The sequence below is a fragment of the Salana multivorans genome (assembly GCF_003751805.1).
Lineage (GTDB): Bacteria > Actinomycetota > Actinomycetes > Actinomycetales > Beutenbergiaceae > Salana > Salana multivorans.
The window spans coordinates 220,354-239,991 of the sequence record NZ_RKHQ01000002.1 but is presented as its reverse complement, the minus strand read 5'-3'; the positions used below and the strand labels follow the sequence as shown (position 1 = coordinate 239,991).

The following is a 19,638-nucleotide window of genomic DNA, read 5'->3' as shown; positions in this document are numbered from 1 at the left end:
GGCCGGCGAGTGCACGGCGACGAGACCACCGCGCGAGATCCCCTCCTGCACGCGTCGCGCCGGGCAACCGTCGCCGGAACGAGACCGGCCAGCCACCGCCAGGCCACCCCGATGTCACTCGCAGCGGGAACAGTTGGCACTCCCCGGGCAATGTCGGACCCGAGGCATGCCATCTTCTCGAACGAAAGTGACCCCTTCGTGAGAACCTCCCACCATCCCTCTACCCGCCGCTCCCTCAGCCGCCTCACGAGCGCCCTCGCCACATTCGGACTGGCCGCAGGAATCGTCGTCGCGGGCGCCTCGACCGCGTCCGCGGCCCCTTCCGATGACGATCTCGGATCGCGTTTCACATTTGCGGTCCTTCCAGACACGCAGTTCTACTCCCGCTATTCCGAGGATCAGTTCGTGCCCCGCTACGGAACGGACCCGTTCGAGACGCAGACGACCTGGCTGGCCGAGAACGCGGACGAGCTCCGGATTCCGTTCACGGCGCACCTCGGGGACATCGTCGACCGCGCGGGGACGACGCGCGAGTGGGAGGCGGCCGACCGCGCCATGGCGGTCCTCGACGACGCGGGCCTGCCCTACTCGATCCTTCCCGGCAACCACGACGTCACCAACAGCGCGGTCTGGGACAACCAGCTCGACGCGGCGAGGGAGCCCTTCACCACCTGGTTCGGGGCCCAGCGCGCGAGCGGTCTGTCGACCTACGAGGGAAGCGACGCGACCGGGCTGAGTCAGTACCACGTCTTCGAGGCCGAGGGACAGCGCTTCATGTCGCTCGCGATCTCGTGGAACGCCTCGGACCAGACGATCGCGTGGGCGCAGGGGGTGCTGGATGCGCACCCCGACGTCCCGGTGATCCTCTCGACGCACGCTCTGATCAACGTCGGTGCGGACCAGGTGTCTCCGATCGAGACCGGTGACAGCGAGCGGCTGTGGAATTCCCTCATCCGCAGCAACGACCAGATCTTCATGACGTTGAACGGCCATTTCCACGGCGCCACCCGTCAGGTCAAGCAGAACGACTTCGGCAACGACGTCCTCCAGGTCCTCCTCGACTACCAGATGGCCTACGAGGGCGGTAACGGATACCTCGGACTGTTCGAGTTCGACCTGAGCAACGACTCGATCTCTCTGGAGACCGTGTCGCCGTGGGTCGTGGCCAAGCCGCAGGAGGGGCTCACCTCCTACGACCAGCCGACTCTCGAGGGTCAGCACCAGCGCTTCACCGTCACCATGGACTTCAGCGAACGCTTCGGTGGTTTCGCACCCGGGTTCACCGCGGGCTCCCCCGACGAGCCGAAGCTCACCGAGCTCGCCCGCAGCCTCATCCTCGACGGGTTCGAGGGCCCGGAACCCACCACCACGGAGGCGCCCGGGAACACGCTCGACCACGTGAGCGTCGATGGGACTCTCGCCCACTGGCGCTTCAACCAGCTCGACGGGGTGGTCGACGCCGACACCGTCGTGACGGACATCGCGGGCGACAACGACCTGACCCGTCCCGCCCCCGCCGACACGAACGCGGTCGACGCGACGTGGGAGGACGTCGTGATCGAGTCGGGCAACGCGCACGGGTTCTCCTCCGACGGTGCCGCCGTGTGCTTCGACAGCTCCACCGGCTCGCGCTACTCCTACCTCACGACCGCGGCCGATGCCGCCATCAACGAGGCTGACCTGAGCAACGGCTACACGATCGAGACGTTCGTGAAGATGGACGCCGACTGGGACGCCTCTCGGAACGGCTGGTCGAAGGCGCTCACCAGGACGGGCAACCGCTCGCAGATCGGCGTCCCCGAGACCCGGTGGGACTGGACCGCCTCCCCCAGCGCTCTCGGCATCTCCAACCTCCGGGAGTTCCAGTGGACCAGCCTCGACGCCGACGCGTCGAAGGGCGACCGGGTGAACTGGTCGGGCGAGATCATGACCGACGTGTGGCAGCACGTCGCCGTGGTGAACGATCCCGCCACCCGGACCACGACCATGTACGTCGACGGCGCGCCCGTGCTGCGCAACGCCAACGACGTGAGCGGGATGGCGTGGCACGAGGGTCACTCGTGGATCCTCGGCGCGGACTGGGTCGACGATGCTGCCCGCAACGGCTGGTTCGGCTGCATCGGCGAGACGCGCATCATCGACCACCCGACGGACGCCTCGCAGTGGCTGACGCAGCGTGCGGACATCTCGGGGCTCACCATCACCCGAGCCCCCGAGGGGGAGCTCCCGAACGGGACCCGGGCGGTGACCTTCGCCGGAACCGGCTTCCCGGGTGCCGAGGTGCGGCTCGCGCCCGCCGAGCAGGTCGCGCAGGCTCGGGTCACGACCGCCGATCCGGCGGTCGCGATGCAGGCGGCCACCGCCGCCGCGTCGACGACCGTGGCGGAGGACGGCACGTGGCTGATCGAGGTGACCGACGGCCTCACCAGCGGTGAGCACACCGTCGCCCTCGCTCAAGCGCTCGGCAGCCGGACCGCCGAACCGCTGACGGTGAGCTTCTCGGTCGCCGCCGACCCGGTCGATCCCGAGCCCACCCCCACGCCGACGGACCCGACGCCGACGGACCAGCCCACGACGCCGTCGCCCACGGCCTCACCAACGGGCGGGCCGACGACTGGCTCCCCTGCCCCCACGGCAGGCTCCCCCTCCCCGACCCGGTCCGCGAACCCGTCGCAGACCGACGCTCACGGCCTCGCCTCGACCGGCGCCGGAACCGCCGGGGTGATCGCCCTGTCCGGCGTCGCGATCCTCGCGGCCGGGGGCACGCTGCTCGCGCTGCGGCGACGGACCTCGTCCACCGGCTGACGACACGCCGCAGCGGCGGGTCGCGGTCTCCCGACCGCGGCCCGCCGCCGCGAGAGTCACGAGTCGCCGCGGGTCACGATCGGCCGGCGGACGCGGTGGGCGGCACGGCCGCCGGGCACGGCTCCGCCGTCCCGCGCTCGACGCCCGGCCGGACGTACCGTTGTCCCATGGGCATCCTCCGCCGCACGCCGCAGCTTCCCGACCAGGTCCGCGCCGCGCTCCCCGACGCCAAGCCCCTCGCCTGGGCGACGGCGGCTGGCGGGGAGACCGGCGTCGTCACCGTCGACCACCTCGCGATCGTCGCGAAGGACGGTGCCGTCCGCGAGATCCCGTGGACGCTGTTCGACGGAGCCGACTGGGACGACGAGACCGCGACCCTCACGCTGCGCGAGGTCGACGGCGGCACCCACGCCCTGCGCCTGCCGGACGACCCGCGCCGGTTCACCCAGGCGGTCCGGATGCGGATCGAGGCCTCGCTGGTCCATGTGGTCCAGCGCCCGGTCCCGGGCGGCGGGATGGTGCGGGCAGCCGTGCGCCGCGACCCCGCCGGCACCCTGTCGAGCCAGGTGAGCATCCTCGGCACCGCGCGCGAGGACCGGGAGGTGCTCGACCTCGCCGCCGAGGTCGAGGCGGAGGCCCGTGGCGCGGTCGGGCTGCCCGTCTAGACCGCGTTCCGACCGCACCCGGGAGCCGTCTGCCGCGCTCGGTCACGGTTACGCGACCACCCGGGAAGGCTGGTAAGGTACTGCGGGCGGTCGGCCGCAGGAGCGGACGCCGCACACGACCGATCCCGCATAGCTCAATTGGCAGAGCATCCGACTGTTAATCGGACGGTTGTTGGTTCGAGTCCAACTGCGGGAGCACGTGAAGGGCCCCTGACCAGCGGAAACGCCGGTCAGGGGCCCTTGCGCATCCCCCACCGGTCTGCGCCCGGTCCCCCCGGCCATCGTGTCGGACCCCCTCGCTACGCTCGCCTCACGAACCATCGCGGCCCGAAGGAGTGGCGCATGTACGTGGAGCTGAACGCCGCGATGCCGGGCGAGTGGTCGGACGACCTGGACGAGCGGCGCCCGAACGAGCTGGCCGGGACGACGGAGATCCGCGTCCACGGCGTCAGCAACACCCCGCCCAGCGCCATGCTGAGCGACCCGCACCCGCGGCAGGTGGGCGGCGACGCCATCGCGGGCTTCTACCGCACCTCAGACGGTCCGGGCGGTCGCCACCGCGAGGCCTACTCCTGGGGCGGCCTCACCTCCGCCGCGCGCACTCGGGCGCTGTGGGTCGTCATGCTGCCGGCGATGCTCGCGAACATGGCGGGCTGGATGGCGCGCGAGCCGCACGAGGCACCGGGCACGCCCGGCGCGACCGCCGCACCGGGCAGCCCCGCATCGAGCGGCACGAGCCGCATCTTCCAGGCCTGCGCCCGCCTCGCGGCACTCGCCCTCTCGGTCACCGCCGCGACGTCGCTGGCGTACCTCTGCGTCGACGTCCTCGGCGTCCGCTGGCTGGCCGGCGGATGCACCGGCGGCGGGCCGTGCGTCCTGGCCGACCACCTCGGCGCCCGGGCGGCGCTCGGCGCGGTCGTCGCGGCGGCGTTCGCGCTCGCGGTCTCCTGGCTGGGCCGGCGCAGCCGCAACCGGTACGAGGAGACGTGCGACGCGGCCACGTCCGGACGCACGGCCACCGGCGAGCCGCGCCCGCCAACGAGGCTCGCGGCGTCGGAGGTCGCCGACGGTCTGCGCAACCGCGACTTCTGGGCGACCTCGCCCTTCCACCGCCAGCTCTCGGCCGCGCACCTCGCGGTGGGGCTCGCGATCCCCGCCGTCGTGACGGCCGCGGCGCTGGCCCACCCCGCCGGCGCCCCGTCGGTCGGTCCGGCCGGGTGGGCGTCCGTCGTCCTCGGCGCCGGGCTGCTCGTCCTCGCCCTTGCCGGCGCGCTCGTCGTGAGCGGACGTGGCTCGCTCCTCCACTACCGCAGCACGTGGATCCTTGCCGCCCTGACGCTCGCCGGTGCGGTCGCGGTCGGTGTCACATCCGGGCCCGACGCCACCCGCACCGCCCTGCCCGAGACAGCCGATGCAACTGCGTGGCTGTGGGTCGGCGCCCTCGCCCTGCTCCTCCCGCTCGTGGTCCAGCAGCTCCTCGGCTCGCCCCGCCGGAGACGCGGCGACTTCTTCCCGTGGCCGGCGCCGGCCGTGCTCTCGTTCCTCGCGCAGGTCGCGCTGCAGATCGTCCTGCTCGCGATGATCGCGCTCGCCGGGACGTGGGTCGACGACGCGGCTCCCGGGTCTGCGAGCGACGACGCAGGCGACGCGGTGCTGGCCGCGCACACGGACCTCGTCCCGATGGCGTTCACCACGGTCAAGCTGCTCGTGCTGGCGTGGGTGGCCGCGCTCGCCGTGCTCGCCGTCGTGTTCCTCGTCGGCACGTGGCTCGTCACCCCCGCGACCCCCGCCGCCGTCCGCCCGGACGCGGTGCGCACGAGCCTGGCGGCGGCGTACGCGAGGCGCGAGGCATCCGACGTCTCAGGCTCGCGCCCGCCGTCGGGCCCCGACGCGTCGTTCTGGCGATCCGCGCTGGCTCCGACGGACGACGGACGACGCTGGGTGCGCACGGTGGCGCGGTTCCGCCGCATCGCCGGCGTGTCCCGGACGCTCGGCCGCGCCCTCGCGCTCGCCGGCGTCGTGACGTTCGCCGGTCTCGCGCTCGGGACCGTGCTGACGCTGCCCGGGCTGCGGGAGAGCGCGGCGGGCGCCGACTGGGCCAGCCGCTCCGTCGGGTCGCTCGGGTTCCTCGCCTGGGTCGCGCTCGCCCTGCCGCCCGCCACGCTCGTCCTGCTCGCGGCCCTGTGGCGCAACCGGAACCTGCGCCGGATCGTCGGGGTCGCCTTCGACGTCGGCACGTGCCTGCCCCGCTCGTTCCACCCGTTCGCCCCGCCGAGCTACAGCGAGCGGGCCGTCCCCGAGCTCGGCGAGCGGATCAACCGCCTGGCCGCCAACGGCGGCAGCGTCGTGCTCGCCGCGCACTCCCAGGGCAGCGTGCTCTCGGCGTGCGTGCTCACCCGCGACGGGCTGCTCTCGGCCCGCGCCCGTGAGCGGATCGCTCTCGTCACGTACGGCAGCCCGCTCACGAAGCTCTACCGCTGGGCCTTCCCGACCGTCTTCACCCAGGCCGTGCTCGACGACCTCGCCGCCGGGCTCACGCCGTCGCGGAACGATGCCGTGCCCCCGGCCCCGCGGTGGCGCAACGTCCACTACCTCACCGACTACATCGGCGGTCACGTCCTCCTGTCCGACGCGCGGCTCGACGCCCTGGTCGACCGGGAGATCGTCGACCCGCCCCGACGCTGGTACGTCCGCGGCGAGCAGCTCCCGCCGATCCTGACCCACACCGGCTACGGCACCGACGACGCCCTCTGGTACGAGGTCGACGCGATGGCGCGCGAGCTCGTCGAGCAGCCGGACGGCACCGGGCAGCCCGGCCCCGGCGCCTAGCCGAGACCGGTCCGAGCCGGCCGAGGACCGGCCCGGGCGGCGGCGCCGGTCGAGCCGTCCGTGCTACTGCGCGACGAGGTGCAGCAGGACCGAGTGCTCGGGGTGCTGCAGCGGCACCTGGACGCCGACCTCCGCGAGGGAGCGCCCGCTCAGCCGTGCGCCCTCCGGCCACCACGCCGGGGCCCACGAACCGCCGCCACCCGGGATCCGGTCGCCGGGAGCGAGCGGACGGACGCGGTAGGTCCGCTCGGGGTCGAGCCCCGGGATGCGGACGCGACCGGGCGGGTGGTGCGCCGACGTGGTGAGCTGGACGACGGCCACGATCGCCTCGCCCCCGTCCTCGGCGACCACCCCGTGCACGCGGATGGCGGGGTCCGGCGAGTCGACGCGCAGGACGTCGCCGCCGTGCAGCAGGTCGCGGTGCTCCTTGTAGGCCGCGACCCACGACCCGAGCTCGGCGAGGTCGGCCTCGGACGCCGACGTCAGGTCCCACTCCACGCCGAGGTGACCGAACATCGCGGTGGCGGCGCGGAAGGAGAGGTCGTGGCGCCGGCCCGTCGTGTGCGAGTGCGGCGACGCGATGTGCGAGCCCATCAGCTCGGGCGGCAGGAGCAGCCCCGTCCCGGCCTCGATCGTCTGCCGCTCGAGCGGGTCGATGCAGTCCGACGTCCAGATCCGGTCGGTGAGCGCGAGGATGCCGAGGTCGGCTCGCCCGCCGCCGCCGGCGCACGACTCGAACTCCACGTCCGGGTGCGCCGCGCGCAGCGCGCGGAGCAGCCGGTAGGTGGCGAGCGTCTGCTCGTGGTACCCGGCCGACCCCGTCGCCTGCCGCCCCGCGTCGACCAGGTCGCGGTTGAAGTCCCACTTGACGAAGGAGATGCGGTACTCGGACAGGATCGCGTGCATCCGGTCGTAGACGTACTGCCACGCCTGCGGCACCGTGAGGTCGAGCACCTGCTGCTGGCGGGCCGGCGGCGGCATCCGGTGCGGCGTCCGGAGGATCCACTCGGGGTGGGCGCGCGCCACGTCGGAGTCCTCATTGACCATCTCGGGCTCGAACCACAGGCCGAACTCCAGGCCGAGGCCCGTCACGTGGTCGACGATCGGGTGCAGGCCGTCGGGCCAGACGCCCTCGTCGACGTACCAGTCGCCGAGCCCGGCGTTGTCGGTCCGCCGGCCGCGGAACCACCCGTCGTCGAGCACGTACCGCTCCAGGCCGACCGAGGCGGCCGCGTCGGCGAGCGCGACGAGCTTCGGCAGGCTGTGGTCGAAGTAGACCGCCTCCCACACGTTGATGAGCGCCTTGCGCGGCCCGCGCGGGTGGGAGTCGCGCGAGCGGAGGAAGTCGTGGAACCGTCGGGACAGCTCGTTGATCCCGCGCCCGTAGGACGCGTACACCCACGGCCCCTCGTAGGACTCCCCCACCTCGAGCCGCACCTCGCCGGGCAGCAGCAGCTCACCGCCCCCGAGCAGGCGCCGGCCCGACGGCATCTCCTGCTCGGCGAACGTGCGCACGTTGCCGGACCACGCGACGTGCGTGCCCCACACCTCGCCGGCGGCGTAGGAGAAGCCCGGCTCGCCCGCCAGGAGCAGGAGCGTCCCGTCGTGCGCCCGCGCGCGCCGGGTCTCGCGCAGGTGCGTCCCGGCCGTGAACTCGTGCCGCTGCGGCGAGCGCTCGCGCAGGTGGCGGCCCGTGAAGTCGAGGATCTCCCGCGCCTCCCGGGGCAGCGGGAGCACCACGTCGAGGCCCGACAGGTCGAACGGCGAGCCGGCCTGGTGCTCGACGCCCAGGTTGGTCACGCCGGCGCGGTGTCGCAGCAGGCCGTCGGCCAGGAGCTCGAGCCGCCACGCGAGCCGCAGCCCGGCGGCCTCGTCCTCCGCCTCGACGGTGACGCTGGCCGCGAGCGGCGCGCCGTCCTCCGCGGTCGCGGTCGACCCGTCGGCGTCGCGACCGGCGTCGACCTCGACGCCGGTCGTGACGAACGCCGAGGAGAAGGCGGTCCCGCCGCGGTGCCCGCTGAGGCCCGGTGTCCCGAGCCAGCCCGCCGTCATCTCGGGCACGACGGAGAGCCGGTAGGGCTCGTCCGCCGTCCCGCCGGTGAGGGGCTGGACGCTCACCCGGACGAGCTCGGCGAGCTCCGCCTCGGGGAGCTCGCCGAGATCGGCGCCCCAGTGCACGACCCGCGGCAGCTCGGGACCGGTGGTGTCGAGGACGAGGCTCACGCCGGCGGCGCGGAGGTGGACGATTCCCATGCGGTGGCTCCCGGGTTCGGAGGCGGATCGGAGACGGACGAGCGGTGGAGCTACTTGATCGAGCCGCGCATGACGCCGGAGATCACCCAGCGCTGCGACACGACGTACACCAGCAGCAGCGGCGCCATCGCCATGAGGTAGGAGGCGAAGGCCGTCGTGTAGTCGGTGTTGTACTGACCTTGCAGCACGTACTGCGCCAGCGGGAGCGTACGCGCCGACGGATCGGTGAGGACGACGAGCGGGAGGATGAAGTCGTTCCACGCCCAGACGCAGGTGAGGATGCCGACGGTCGCATTCATCGGGCCGAGGAGCGGGAACACGATCTGCCAGAAGACGCGGGCCGAGCTGGCGCCGTCCGTGCGGGCGGCCTCCTCCAGCTCGATCGGGATCGAGCGGATGAACGCGACGTACAGGAACATGTTCATGCTCAGCCCGTACACCGTGTAGAGCAGCGCGAGCCCGAGCTGGTTGTCCAGGTGCAGGACCGACGTCACCTTGACGACGGGCAGCATGATGATCGGGAACGGGATGAACATCGCGGAGAGCACGTAGAAGAAGCTCGCCTTGAAGAACCGGCGGTGCATGTTCCGCGCGATGACGTAGGAGACGACCGAGTTGGTCACCAGCGTGAGCGCGACCGTGACGACCGTGATGAGCGCCGTGTTGACGAGCGCCCGCGGGAAGTCGGTGACGTTCCACGCCTTGGCGAAGTTGTCCCACTGGACCGGGTTGGGCAGCTCGAAGCCCGTGCCGCCCTGGAGCTGGCCGGGGGTCTTGAGCGAGACCGCGACGGCGAAGTAGAGCGGCGCGAGGACGGTGAGCGAGCACACGGCGATGAGGGCCGTCAGCCAGCCGTTGATCCGGCCGGGTCGGGAGGCGCGGATCCGCCTCGGTCGGGCGGGCAAGGCCTTCTCGAGCAGGCCCGTGTCGAGGGTGGTGGTCATCAGAAGTCCGCCTGACGTCGGTTGAGGATCCGGAACTGGACGAGCGAGACGAGCACGATCACGATGAAGTAGATGACCGCGTTCGCCGTCTGGTAGGCGTACTCCCCGCCCTGGAAGCCGCCGCGGAAGATCAGCATGGTGATCGACTGCGTCGAGGTGCCGGGACCGCCGTTGGTGAGGGCGACGACCTGGTCGAACACCTGGAGGAAGCCCTTGAGGCTCAGCACCATGTTGATGGTGAAGAAGCCCGAGATGAGCGGGAAGGTGATCTTCCAGAACTGGGTCCAGCCGGTCGCGCCGTCGAGCGCCGCAGCCTCGTAGACCTCGCCCGGGATGGTCTGGAGACCGGCCAGGTAGAGGATCGTGGCGAACGCAGCGCTCTGCCAGACCGTCACGATCACGATCGGCACCCAGGCCCACTGCTCGCTCGCGAGGATGTTGTTCGCGAACACCGGGATGCTGGGCAGGAGCTGAGGGAGCGTGTTGCTGAACAGGTAGGAGAAGACGTAGCCGACGATCAGCACCGACAGCACGTAGGGCGTGAAGAAGATCGCCCGGAAGCCCGATCGGAACCCGATCCGCGCGTTGAGCCCGAGCGCGAGCAGCATCGCGATGACGTTGACGAGCACCGTCGAGACGATCGCGAACAGGAACGTGAACCGGTACGCGGCCCAGACGTTCTCGTCCAGGAAGAGCGAGCGGTAGTTGTGCAGCCCGACGAAGCTCCACGAGCCGTAGCCCCGGTAGTTCGTGAAGCTGAAGAAGACCCCGATGAGCGCGGGCAGCGTGTGGAACACGAAGAACAGCCCGAGCGCCGGCAGGAGCATCCAGTAGAAGAAGCGCTGCCCGGTCCGGCCGAGCGAGCGACGGCGGGCCGGCGTGCCCACGCTCGCTGGGGTCGGTTCGGACGCGGCCGGGGTGCCGACCGACGGCACGGCGTTGGCGGTCATGAGTCCTCCGAGTAGCTGCGGGCGGCGAAGCGCGCCCACTCCTTGTCGAGCCGCTCCATCGCGGCGGTGGCATCGGCGTCGAAGAAGAACTGCTGCAGGATCTGCTGCAGCGGGAACGCCGCGGGGATCTGGTGGTCGAGGAAGCCGGAGATCTTGCCCGCCTCGAAGAACGGGGTGATCTCCCGGAGGGCGTCGAAGGACGGGGGCGGGGCGTCCGCTAGCGGCGACAGCGCCACCTGTGACTCGGTGTACCGGGCGACCGTCTCGGGCGAGAGCAGGTAGTTGACGAACCGCAGCGCCTCCTCGGGGTGCGCCGTGTCCCGCCCGATCGTGACGGCGACGTCGACACCCGTGACGATGAGCCGGTCCTCGGGGTCGTCGGTCCCCGGCATCGGGAACATGCCGAGCTCGATGTCCGGGTCGTTCGCGAGGATCTGGCTGAACGACCAGATGCCCATGACGTACATCGCGGACTCCCCGCGGGCAAAGGCGGCGTTGCCGTCGTCGTACCCGCGCGAGCGCCAGCCGTCCTGGGCGTACTGGTCGTAGAGGACGCCCATCTTCTCGAACACCTCGGGGTAGTCCTTCTGGAACGAGACCGAGGAGTCCGGGCCGACGGACGCACCCTCCTCGCGCAGCCGCGGGAAGAAGTCGTCGGGCTGGATCTCGGGACCGAGCGTGAGGAACGGCTCGAGCGTCGTCCACGCGTCGGCGGCCGTCGCGTAGAACGGCGCGACGCCGGCCGCCTTCAGCCGCTCGCACACGTCCATCAGCTCGTCCCAGGTCGTGGGGACCTCGAGACCGTGCTCGGCGAAGATCTCGCGGTTGTAGATGACGCCGAGCGCGTTGTTCGCCATCGGGAGCGCGTTGATCTCCCCGGGGGCCGCCGTGCCGAGCGCGTCGAGGATGTCGAGGACGGCCGGGTTGACCGTGTCGACGATCGGCTCACCCGAGAAGTCGTAGAAGATGCCCGCCTTGGCGAGATCGCCGTAGTAGGCGCTGCCGTTGACGGTGAGGACGTCCGGGACCCGGTCCTTGACCAGCAGCGTCCGCAGCGCCGTGTCCGGGTCGGGCACCTGGTTGATGACGACGTCGATGTCGGGGTTGGCCGCCTCGAAGTCGGCGACGATGTCGCGGAAGTCCTGGGCCGCCTCGCCCTTGAACTGGAAGAAGTCGAGCTGGACCCGACCGTCGTCGGCCGGCCCGCAGCCCGCGAGCGCCGCCGTGACGGCGAACAGCGTGGCGACGGCGACCACCCCTCGGCTTCGTGGGGTTGGATGCATCTAGTCCTCCTGACGTGTGCTGGACGGATTAGTTCTACCAGAAAAGTAAACCGGCTGTACATAGGCTCTTGTCAGCCTGATGACGCCGGCGCGCCCGGTTGTTAGTATCGAGGCAGAAGTAAAGGAGGCCCATGAACAGCTCCGAAGCCCTCGTCCGCGAGGTCCTCGTGCACGGTCCGATCTCCCGCACCGACCTCGCCCAGCGGCTCGACCTGTCCGCGCCGAGCCTCACCCGCCTGGCCCGCCCCTACCTGGAGCACGGCGTGTTCCGCGAGCTCGACGACGTGGTCGACGGCAGCCGCGGTCGTCCTCAGCGCCCCCTCGACATCACGCCGGACCTCACCCGGTTCGTCGGTGTCAAGATCACCGGCGACGCCGCCTTCGGCGTCGTCACGACGATGCGGGCGGAGGTCCTGGACGAGCAGGTCCTCCCCCTGGAGGGCGCGTCCCCCGAGGCCGTCGCGGCCCGGGTCGCCGGGCTCGTCGAGATCCTGGTCGGCCGGACCGGGGGTCGCAGCGTCCACGCCATCGGCGTCTGTCTCGGCGGCAACGTGCTCGACGAGCGCCTCGTGACGCGGGCCCCGTTCCTCGGCTGGCGGGACGTCGACCTCGCCACCACGCTCGAGCGCCTCACCGGGCTGCGGACCGTGGTCGCCAACGACGTGGTGGCCCTGGCGGCCGCCCACCAGTGGTTCGGGCTCGCGCGCAACGTCGCGGACTTCGCCGTCGTGACGATCGGGGCCGGCGTCGGGTACGCCCTGGTGTCCGCCGACCGCCTCGTGCTCCACCCCGACACGGGTCTCGGGCTGGCCGGGCACCTCCCGCTCGGCGACGCCGGGCCCATCTGCGACCGCGGGCACCGCGGCTGCACGTCGGTGCTGGCCTCGATCCCGGGCATGCTCGGCCAGTACGAGCTCGCGACAGGACGTGCGGTCGGCTACGACGAGCTCCTGGACGAGGCGGCCTCGGGCCGCGAGCCGGCGGTCGCGATCGTCACCGCCGCCTCGCGCGCCCTCGGCCAGCTGCTCGCGCTGGTCTCCAGCCTCGCCATGACGACGACGATCGTGCTCGGCGGCGACGGCATCGCGCTCTGGCAGCGGTTCAGCGATCCAGCGCTCGACGTCGTCGCCCACGGCCGGGACCCCGACGCCTCTCCGCTCGACCTGCGCGTCGACCCCATGGGGTTCGGCGCCTGGGCGCGCGGCGCGGCCGCGATCGCCATCCAGGCGAGCCTCGGCCGGCTCGCAGCCCGGTAGGACGGGCGACCCGCCGACCCGGCCGGCCGGCGCGGCCTACCCCTCGGCCTCCGGCCGTGCCGGGTACTCGACCGTCCCGTCGGCGAGGCGGGCGCCCGGCGTCGGCGTCGCCGGGACGAGCCGGCCCTCCGGCATGAGGTGGACCACCTCGACGCCGCGGGCGAGGAGGTGGTCGGCGATGATCCGGCGGTGGCAGCGCCACCACACGGCCTCGGCGCACATGAGGGCGATCCGCCGGGGCGTGCCGTCGGGCCGCAGCGACCGGGCAAGCGCCATCACCTCCGCCAGTCCGGCACGGAAGTCCTCGCCGAGCGCGTGGTCGGCGTAGCGGTGGAAGCTCGCGTTCCGCCAGAGGCCGTTGACGTCGGGCGCGACGTCGCGCGAGGCGCCGCGCCGACCCCCGAGCCGTTCCTCGCGCCGGTAGCCGATGCCGGCCCCGGCGAGGGCGGCGGCCAGCGCGTCCCGGTCGAACTGCGGGTTGCGTCGCGAGCCCGGAAGCTTGCGGACGTCGACGACGTCGGTGACGCCGGCGCCTCGGAGCAGGTCGATGAGCTGCTCGATCGGGTGGGTCGAGTGACCGACGGTCAGGATGGGCTCGCTCACCCCACCATCGTCGCCCACGCGCGCGTCACGTCCCGGCGAACATCTCGCGGAACACGGCGACCGCTGGCCAGGCGCCGCCGGCCGTGTTGGCGAGCACGGTCGCGGTGAGTCCCGAGCCGGGGTCGTGGGCGCTGTGGAACGAGACGCCGGCGTCGCACCCCTCGAGCACGAGGGCCGGGCCCGAGGGATAGCGCCAGAAGCCGAGGCCGTAGCGCATGTCCTCGCCCTCGTCGAGATGCCGCGGCGCGGTCATCGTCTCCAGCATGGGGCCGGAGACGATCTCGCCGGCGACCAGCGCACGCCAGAACCGGCGCATGTCGGCCACGTCCGTGTAGGCGCCGCCGTCGCCCCCACCCAGCAGCGGCAGGTGGTGGATGTTGGTCCGGTCGCCGGTGTCCTCGAGATACCCGAGCGCGACGTCGCCGGGCAGCCGGTCGCTCGCCAGGAAGTCGGTGCGGTGCAGGCCGGCGCGGGTGAGCACCTCGGTGCGGACGAGCTCGTGGAAGTCCCGCCCGCTCGCCCGCGCCGCGACGAGCGCGAGCACGAGGTACCCGCCGTTGTTGTAGGCGAACGTCTCCCCCGGCGCGCTCACCTGCGGGTGGCCGTCGAGGTCGGGCAGGAACGACTCGGCGTCGACGTAGGTGTGGATCGGCCGGCCGAGGACGTGGTCGGCGACGTCCAGCTCGTCCTCGTCGAGGTAGTCGCCGATGCCCGAGGTGTGGCCGAGCAGGTGCTCGACCGTGACCGCGTCGTCGATCAGCGGCAGGTCGCCGCCGAGGTGGCGTCGCACCGGGGTGTCGAGGGCGAGCACGCCCTCCTCGATCAGCCGCGCGACGGCCAGGGCCGTGAAGCCCTTGCTGCCGCTCGCCACGGCGAACCGGGTCGACGGGGTGTTCGGGACGCCGAGCGCGCGGTGGGCGAGGCCGCTCGCGGCCTCGAACACGACGTCCTCCCCCGTCGACACGCTCACGACGCCGGAGAACCCCTCGGCGGACACGACGGGCTCGAGCAGGGCGGTGGCGGTGGCGGGGTCCATCCCGTCACGGTAGGCGGCGGACGGCGCCCGCGACCAGCGAATATGCACCCGCGCCCCGCGCCACCGCGGTGCCGAGCCCCGCGCGCACCCGGCTCAGAAGTAGACGGCGATCGGCCCCTGCGGCCCGTCGACGATCTGCACGGGCGTGTCGAAGACGTCGGTGAGGACGTCGCCGGTGAAGACCTCCTCCGGCGCCCCGAACCGCGCGACGACGCCGTCCTTCACCGCGCAGATCCAGTCGGCGTAGTGCCCGGCGAAGTTGACGTCGTGCAGCACGACGACGACGGTCCGGCCCAGCTCGCGGGAGATGCGCCGCAGGTGCTGCATCATCTGGACGGAGTGCCGCATGTCGAGGTTGTTGAGGGGCTCGTCCAGGAGCACGTACTCGGTGTCCTGCGCGAGGACCATCGCGACGTAGGCGCGCTGGCGCTGCCCGCCGGAGAGCTGGTCGAGGTAGCGGTGCTCGAGCTCGCCGAGGTGGAGGAAGTCGATGGCGCGGTCGATGATCTCCTCGTCGAGGACCGTGAGGCGTCCCTTGGAGTAGGGGAACCTCCCGAACGCTACGAGCTGGCGGATCGTGAGCCGTGTGATGAAGCCGTTCTCCTGGCGCAGGATCGACACGATCCGCGCGAGGTCCTTCGACGCGGTCGACGCGACGTCGTACCCGGCGATCTCGATCGCACCGGCGTCGAGGCCGAGCAGGCGGCCGATCATCGTGAGCAGCGTCGACTTGCCGGCGCCGTTCGGCCCGATCAGCGCGGTCACGCCGCCGGCGGGGATCCGCAGGTCGACGGGACCGATCCGCACGTCGGGGGCGTAGTCCTTGCGGACGGCGGACAGGGTGATCACAGGCGACCCCTCCGGAGGATGACGACGAGGAACAGCGTGCCGCCGACCAGCTCGACGATGATCGACACGACGCCCTGGGCGTAGAAGACGTGCTTCATCACGACGTACGCGCCCGACAGCACGACGTAGCCGATCCCGATCGCGAGCGGGAAGACGTGGCGGTGGTCGTGGGTGTCGGCGAGGACGTAGGCGAGCGTCGCGACGAGGAAGCCGAGGAACGTCATCGGCCCGACGAGCGCGGTGGAGACCGCCATGAGGATGGACACGAGGAACAGCGTCACCAGCGTCTCGCGCCGGTGGTCGATCCCGAGGTTGGTCCCGACGGCGCGGCCGAGCGCCACGACGTTGAGCCGGCGCGAGCGCACGAGCAGGACGGTGCCGGCGACCGCCGCCAGCGGGATGGCGACGGGCAGGTAGGACGCGTCGGCGTTCGACACGCTGCCGAACATGCGCGCGACGAGCACGTCGAACTCGCTCGGGGTGAGCAGGCGCTGCATGAACGCCGCGACGGAGCCGAGCCCGCCGCCGATGACGATCCCGATGAGCAGCATGAGCTGGACGTTGCCGCTGCGCCGCGACAGCAGCCAGCCGTAGAGCGCGACGGCGAACGCCACCATGACGGCGGTCTGGAGGAGGAACTGGGTGGTCCCCTGGAGCGCGACGATCCCGGCGACGCCGAGGAAGTAGACCGCGCCGGTCTGGATCGCGACGTAGAGCGAGGAGAACCCCATGATCGACGGGGTGACGATCCGGTTCTGCGCGACCGTCTGGAAGCTCACGGTCGCCACGGCCTGGCAGAACGCGACGACGCCCATGACGGTGACGGAGGTGATGCGTCGCCGCGCGATGCGCCACCAGCCGTCGGAGCCGGCGGGCATCGGGTTGTCGACGGCGAGCAGCACGTAGGTGAAGGCGAGGGCGAGCAGCGCGAGGGCGACGAGCACGAGGACGTAGCGCCGGCGCGCGCGGGCCGTCGGCAGCGCGCGGGAGGTCCGCGCGCGGGGCACGCGCGACGCTGACGGCTGGGCCGGGCGGGCGTCGAGCAGGTCAGCCACGACGCTCCTGCCGCAGGAGGAGCGCGACGAACGCGAAGGCTCCGACGACCCCGAGCACGAGCGAGACCGGGACCTCGAACGGCATGATGACGAGGCGCCCGATGAGGTCGCAGACCGTGACGAGGCCGACGCCGAGCAGGCAGACCCACGGCAGGTTGCTGCGCAGGTTGTCCCCGCGCCACAGCGAGACGACGTTCGGCACGATGAGCCCGACGAACGGCAGGTACCCCACGACGACGGTCACGACGCCGGTGACCAGCGCGATGAGCGCGGTCGCGAGCAGCATGACCCGCCGGTAGTCGATGCCGAGGTTCGTCGCGACGTCCTCGCCGAGCCCCGCAGCGGTGAACCGGTCGGCGGCGATCGTGATGACGACGACGGCGACCACGACGATCCACAGCACCTCGTACTGGCCCTTGAGCACGGAGGTGAAGCTGCCGGCGAACCACACGCCGAGGTTCTGCAGGAGGTTCGTCTTGAGCGCGATGAACGTCGTGACGGCCGAGACGATCGCGCCGAGCATGATCCCGACGATCGGCACGATGAGCGAGCTGCGCAGCTGCACCCGGCGCAGGAACGCGAAGAACACCATCGTCCCGACGAAGGCCGCGACGATCGCGCCGACCATCCGGACGAGGATGCTCGCCCCCGGCAGGAGGACCATGACGAGGAGCAGCCCGAGGCCGGCCCACTCCGTCGTCCCCGTCGTGGTCGGCTCGACGAACCGGTTCTGCGTGATGAGCTGCATGACGAGGCCCGCCATCGCCATGGCGGCACCGGACAGCACGAGCGCGACCGTCCGCGGGATCCGGGTGATCGCGAACATGCGGGCGCCGTCCTCGGCGCCGACCACGTCGTAGACGCCCGTGAACAGCGAGGCGACGAGCAGGGCGAGGACGAGGACGGTTGCGACGACGAGGGGGACGTCGACCGATCGGGGACGCCGAACGCCCCCTCGGTCGGTGACCGAGGGGGCGACGGCGGTGTGGCCGGACCTCACGCAGCGCTTACTTCGCGGCCTCGAGCGCGTCAGCGAACGAGTTGAGGAACGTCGTGTACGTCTGGATGCCCTCGTTCGTGTACGTGTCGGCGGGCATGTAGACGATCTGGCCCTGCGTCACGGCCGTGACGCCGGCGAGCGCCTCGTTCGACTCGAGGATCTCGGCGGCGGGCGTGTACTCGGGGTCGTCGGCCGAGATGGCGGCGTCGCGGTCCATCACGAGGATCCACGACGGGTTGGACGTCGCGATGGCCTCGACCGAGATGTCGTCGCCCTGGTGGTTGTCGCTCGCGCCCTCGACCTCGAGCGCCGGCGTCAGGCCGAGGATGTCGAAGACCGGGCCGAGCGTGCGGCCGACGCCCGGGGCGAGGTAGCCGATCTCGCCGCCGGAGGTGTTGACGGCCATGACCGTGTCGGCCGGGTCGTAGGCGGCCTTGACGCGGGCGATGGCGGCGTCGAGGTCGTCGACGAGCTTCGTAGCCTCGGCCTGCTTGCCGAAGACCTCGCCGAGGACGGTGACCTGGCGCTTGAGCTCGGCGTCGAACGGCTCGCCGTCCCGCGGGTCGAGGACGAGGACGGTCGCGTCGGGCACCAGCTCGACGATGTCGTCCTGGAACTGCGTGAAGCGCTGACCGTTGATGACGACGTCGGGGTCGGCCGGGACGAGCAGCTCGAGGTCGGGCTCGTTGTGCGTGCCGACGTCGGCGATCTCGGCCTGGTTGGCGAACGTCACGGTGCTCGGCATGAGCGAGACGGCCGCGACCGTCGGCTCGATGCCCCAGTCGGCGAGCGTCTGGAACGAGCGGTTGTCGAACACGGCGACCGAGACCGGCGGGGTGGCGATCTCGTAGGTCCCGTTGTTGTCGGTGATCTCGACGACGCCGGAGCCGGCCTCGTCGGACGTCTCGTCGGCGGCGGGGGTCTCGGCGGCCTCGGTGGCGGACTCGGTGGAGCCGTCCGGCGTCGCCGTCGAGTCCGACGGCGTGCTGCAGGCGGCGAGGACGAGCGCGGCGAGCGCGAGGGCCGGCACGGCGCGCATGGCGCGGCGGGTGGAAGACACGGGTGTTCCTTGGGGGTCGACGACAGGGAGCAGAACCGGCGCGGACTCACCGATCGGCGAATTACGCAACGCTCGTGTTTTGCTAACCCCGAGCGTAGCCCGAGTAAGGGCAGCCTTGGCTCATCAGTTCACCATGTGAGAACCTCATCCCACCATGTGACCGGCGGTCCGCCCGGTCCCGCGCCACGACGGTGGGGGCGGCCCGCCCGGGACCGCCCCCACCGTCACGCCTCACGCCCGACGCCTCACCAGGTCGCGTCGCCGCGGATGACGACGTCGCTCCCGCCGTCGATGAAGACCACCTGGCCGCACAGGTGGGTGTTCTCCTCGGAGGCGAGCCACGCGAGCAGCCGGGCCACGGTGATCGCCTCGGCGAAGCCGTTGAGCGGCATCGGGACGAGCTCGAGCAGGGCCGTGCGCTGCTCCGCCGTCTCGACCATCGCCGCCGTCATCGGCGTGATGATGACGCCGGGCGCGACCGCGTTGAGCGGGATGCCGGCGCCGGCCCACTCCGGACGCGCGGCGTTGCGGCGGACCCATCGCGCGAAGGCGGCCTTGGTCGAGCCGTAGATGAGGGCACCGGTCGTCTCGGGGTCGGCGGCGAGCACCTCGGCGCGGGCGAGCGCACCCGGCTCGTCGCCGGCCAGCAGGAGGTCGACGAGCTCCGCGTCGTTCGGGTGGAGGCTCGCCATGGACGCGACGCCGACCGCGCGGGGCGCCGGCGAGCCCGCCAGCAGCGGCCGGAGGCCCTCGAGCGTCGCGACCATGCCGAAGTAGTTCACCCCGACCGTCGCCGGGATCGGGAGGGCGAGCCCGGCGACGGCGACGATCGCGTCGATCGCGCCGCCCGAGCGCTCCGCGACCTCGGCGACGAGACGCTCGCGATCGGTGGGCGCGGTGAGGTCGACGGTGATGTCGGCATCGTGCAGGTCGACGCCGATGACGTGGTGGCCCTGCTCGCGGAGCAGCTCGGCCGTTGCCCGGCCGATCCCCGAGGCGGAGCCGGTGACGACGTACGTGCGAGCCATGGAAACTCCTTCGTCCCACGGG

At 72.0% G+C, this 19,638-nt stretch carries 15 protein-coding genes and 1 tRNA gene; 5 read left to right on the top strand and 11 right to left on the bottom strand.

What is annotated here, in order from left to right; translation table 11 throughout:
• The first annotated feature begins 111 nt into the window (after positions 1 to 111).
• The 4 genes from EDD28_RS13320 to EDD28_RS13305 all read left to right on the top strand — a co-directional run bounded on the left by EDD28_RS13320 (position 112) and on the right by EDD28_RS13305 (position 6,299).
• Positions 112 to 2,805, top strand: a complete 2,694-nt coding sequence (locus tag EDD28_RS13320; protein WP_123740276.1) for a LamG-like jellyroll fold domain-containing protein — start codon at positions 112 to 114, stop codon at positions 2,803 to 2,805.
• Positions 2,806 to 2,972: 167 nt separating this feature from the next.
• The gene (locus EDD28_RS13315; RefSeq protein ID WP_123740275.1) at positions 2,973 to 3,470 is read left to right on the top strand and encodes a hypothetical protein; all 498 of its coding nucleotides are present in this window, start codon (positions 2,973 to 2,975) and stop codon (positions 3,468 to 3,470) included.
• Between the two features lie 123 nt (positions 3,471 to 3,593).
• Positions 3,594 to 3,666 (top strand) — tRNA-Asn (locus EDD28_RS13310).
• Between the two features lie 146 nt (positions 3,667 to 3,812).
• Positions 3,813 to 6,299: a hypothetical protein gene (locus tag EDD28_RS13305; protein WP_123740274.1), complete on the top strand. Its 2,487-nt coding sequence runs from the start codon at positions 3,813 to 3,815 to the stop codon at positions 6,297 to 6,299.
• A 63-nt stretch (positions 6,300 to 6,362) separates the two neighbouring features.
• On the opposite strand, the gene EDD28_RS13300 is transcribed toward EDD28_RS13305, so the two are convergent.
• The 4 genes from EDD28_RS13300 to EDD28_RS13285 are packed head-to-tail and all read right to left on the bottom strand — an operon-like array spanning position 6,363 to position 11,702.
• Complete coding sequence (locus tag EDD28_RS13300; protein WP_123740273.1) at positions 6,363 to 8,552, bottom strand: alpha-galactosidase; 2,190 nt, start codon at positions 8,550 to 8,552, stop codon at positions 6,363 to 6,365.
• A 50-nt stretch (positions 8,553 to 8,602) separates the two neighbouring features.
• Positions 8,603 to 9,496, bottom strand: coding sequence for a carbohydrate ABC transporter permease (locus EDD28_RS13295; protein ID WP_123740272.1), 894 nt, complete (start codon positions 9,494 to 9,496; stop codon positions 8,603 to 8,605).
• Positions 9,496 to 10,446 (bottom strand): carbohydrate ABC transporter permease, encoded by a 951-nt coding sequence (locus EDD28_RS13290; protein WP_123740271.1) that lies wholly within the window; start codon positions 10,444 to 10,446, stop codon positions 9,496 to 9,498. The genes EDD28_RS13295 and EDD28_RS13290 overlap by 1 nt, the downstream gene beginning before the upstream one ends.
• Positions 10,443 to 11,702 (bottom strand): ABC transporter substrate-binding protein, encoded by a 1,260-nt coding sequence (locus tag EDD28_RS13285; protein ID WP_170169494.1) that lies wholly within the window; start codon positions 11,700 to 11,702, stop codon positions 10,443 to 10,445. Before EDD28_RS13285 ends, EDD28_RS13290 begins: the two co-directional genes overlap by 4 nt.
• 158 nt (positions 11,703 to 11,860) lie before the next feature.
• Between EDD28_RS13285 and EDD28_RS13280 the strand changes: the two genes are divergently transcribed.
• Positions 11,861 to 12,985 (top strand): ROK family protein, encoded by a 1,125-nt coding sequence (locus tag EDD28_RS13280; RefSeq protein ID WP_123740269.1) that lies wholly within the window; start codon positions 11,861 to 11,863, stop codon positions 12,983 to 12,985.
• A gap of 36 nt (positions 12,986 to 13,021) precedes the next feature.
• Here the strand turns inward: EDD28_RS13280 and EDD28_RS13275 are convergent, their stop codons facing one another.
• The 7 genes from EDD28_RS13275 to EDD28_RS13245 all read right to left on the bottom strand — a co-directional run bounded on the left by EDD28_RS13275 (position 13,022) and on the right by EDD28_RS13245 (position 19,616).
• A complete protein-coding gene (locus tag EDD28_RS13275; protein WP_123740268.1) occupies positions 13,022 to 13,588 on the bottom strand; it encodes a DUF488 domain-containing protein in 567 nt (188 codons plus the stop codon).
• 25 nt (positions 13,589 to 13,613) lie between these two features.
• A complete protein-coding gene (locus EDD28_RS13270; RefSeq protein ID WP_123740267.1) occupies positions 13,614 to 14,624 on the bottom strand; it encodes a serine hydrolase domain-containing protein in 1,011 nt (336 codons plus the stop codon).
• A 93-nt stretch (positions 14,625 to 14,717) separates the two neighbouring features.
• The gene (locus EDD28_RS13265) at positions 14,718 to 15,473 is read right to left on the bottom strand and encodes an iron ABC transporter ATP-binding protein (protein WP_123740266.1); all 756 of its coding nucleotides are present in this window, start codon (positions 15,471 to 15,473) and stop codon (positions 14,718 to 14,720) included.
• Positions 15,470 to 16,519: an iron chelate uptake ABC transporter family permease subunit gene (locus EDD28_RS13260; protein WP_211339269.1), complete on the bottom strand. Its 1,050-nt coding sequence runs from the start codon at positions 16,517 to 16,519 to the stop codon at positions 15,470 to 15,472. The genes EDD28_RS13265 and EDD28_RS13260 overlap by 4 nt, the downstream gene beginning before the upstream one ends.
• A 1-nt stretch (position 16,520) precedes the next feature.
• On the bottom strand, positions 16,521 to 17,528 hold the full coding sequence (locus EDD28_RS13255) for an ABC transporter permease (RefSeq protein WP_123740265.1): 1,008 nt from the start codon (positions 17,526 to 17,528) through the stop codon (positions 16,521 to 16,523).
• Between the two features lie 7 nt (positions 17,529 to 17,535).
• Positions 17,536 to 18,567 carry a siderophore ABC transporter substrate-binding protein gene (locus EDD28_RS13250; protein WP_123740264.1) on the bottom strand — a complete coding sequence of 344 codons (1,032 nt, stop codon included), beginning with the start codon at positions 18,565 to 18,567 and terminating at the stop codon, positions 17,536 to 17,538.
• Between the two features lie 266 nt (positions 18,568 to 18,833).
• On the bottom strand, positions 18,834 to 19,616 hold the full coding sequence (locus EDD28_RS13245; protein WP_123740263.1) for an SDR family oxidoreductase: 783 nt from the start codon (positions 19,614 to 19,616) through the stop codon (positions 18,834 to 18,836).
• Positions 19,617 to 19,638: the final 22 nt, after the last annotated feature.

Excerpts from the sequence above, each read along its gene's own strand:
- EDD28_RS13320 (WP_123740276.1), top strand. The coding sequence starts at position 112 with ATGTCACTCGCAGCGGGAACAGTTGGCACTCCCCGGGCAATGTCGGAC.
- EDD28_RS13315 (WP_123740275.1), top strand. The coding sequence starts at position 2,973 with ATGGGCATCCTCCGCCGCACGCCGCAGCTTCCCGACCAGGTCCGCGCC.
- EDD28_RS13305 (WP_123740274.1), top strand. The coding sequence starts at position 3,813 with ATGTACGTGGAGCTGAACGCCGCGATGCCGGGCGAGTGGTCGGACGAC.
- EDD28_RS13300 (WP_123740273.1), bottom strand. The coding sequence starts at position 8,552 with ATGGGAATCGTCCACCTCCGCGCCGCCGGCGTGAGCCTCGTCCTCGAC.
- EDD28_RS13295 (WP_123740272.1), bottom strand. The coding sequence starts at position 9,496 with ATGACCACCACCCTCGACACGGGCCTGCTCGAGAAGGCCTTGCCCGCC.
- EDD28_RS13290 (WP_123740271.1), bottom strand. The coding sequence starts at position 10,446 with ATGACCGCCAACGCCGTGCCGTCGGTCGGCACCCCGGCCGCGTCCGAA.
- EDD28_RS13280 (WP_123740269.1), top strand. The coding sequence starts at position 11,861 with ATGAACAGCTCCGAAGCCCTCGTCCGCGAGGTCCTCGTGCACGGTCCG.
- EDD28_RS13270 (WP_123740267.1), bottom strand. The coding sequence starts at position 14,624 with ATGGACCCCGCCACCGCCACCGCCCTGCTCGAGCCCGTCGTGTCCGCC.
- EDD28_RS13250 (WP_123740264.1), bottom strand. The coding sequence starts at position 18,567 with ATGCGCGCCGTGCCGGCCCTCGCGCTCGCCGCGCTCGTCCTCGCCGCC.
- EDD28_RS13245 (WP_123740263.1), bottom strand. The coding sequence starts at position 19,616 with ATGGCTCGCACGTACGTCGTCACCGGCTCCGCCTCGGGGATCGGCCGG.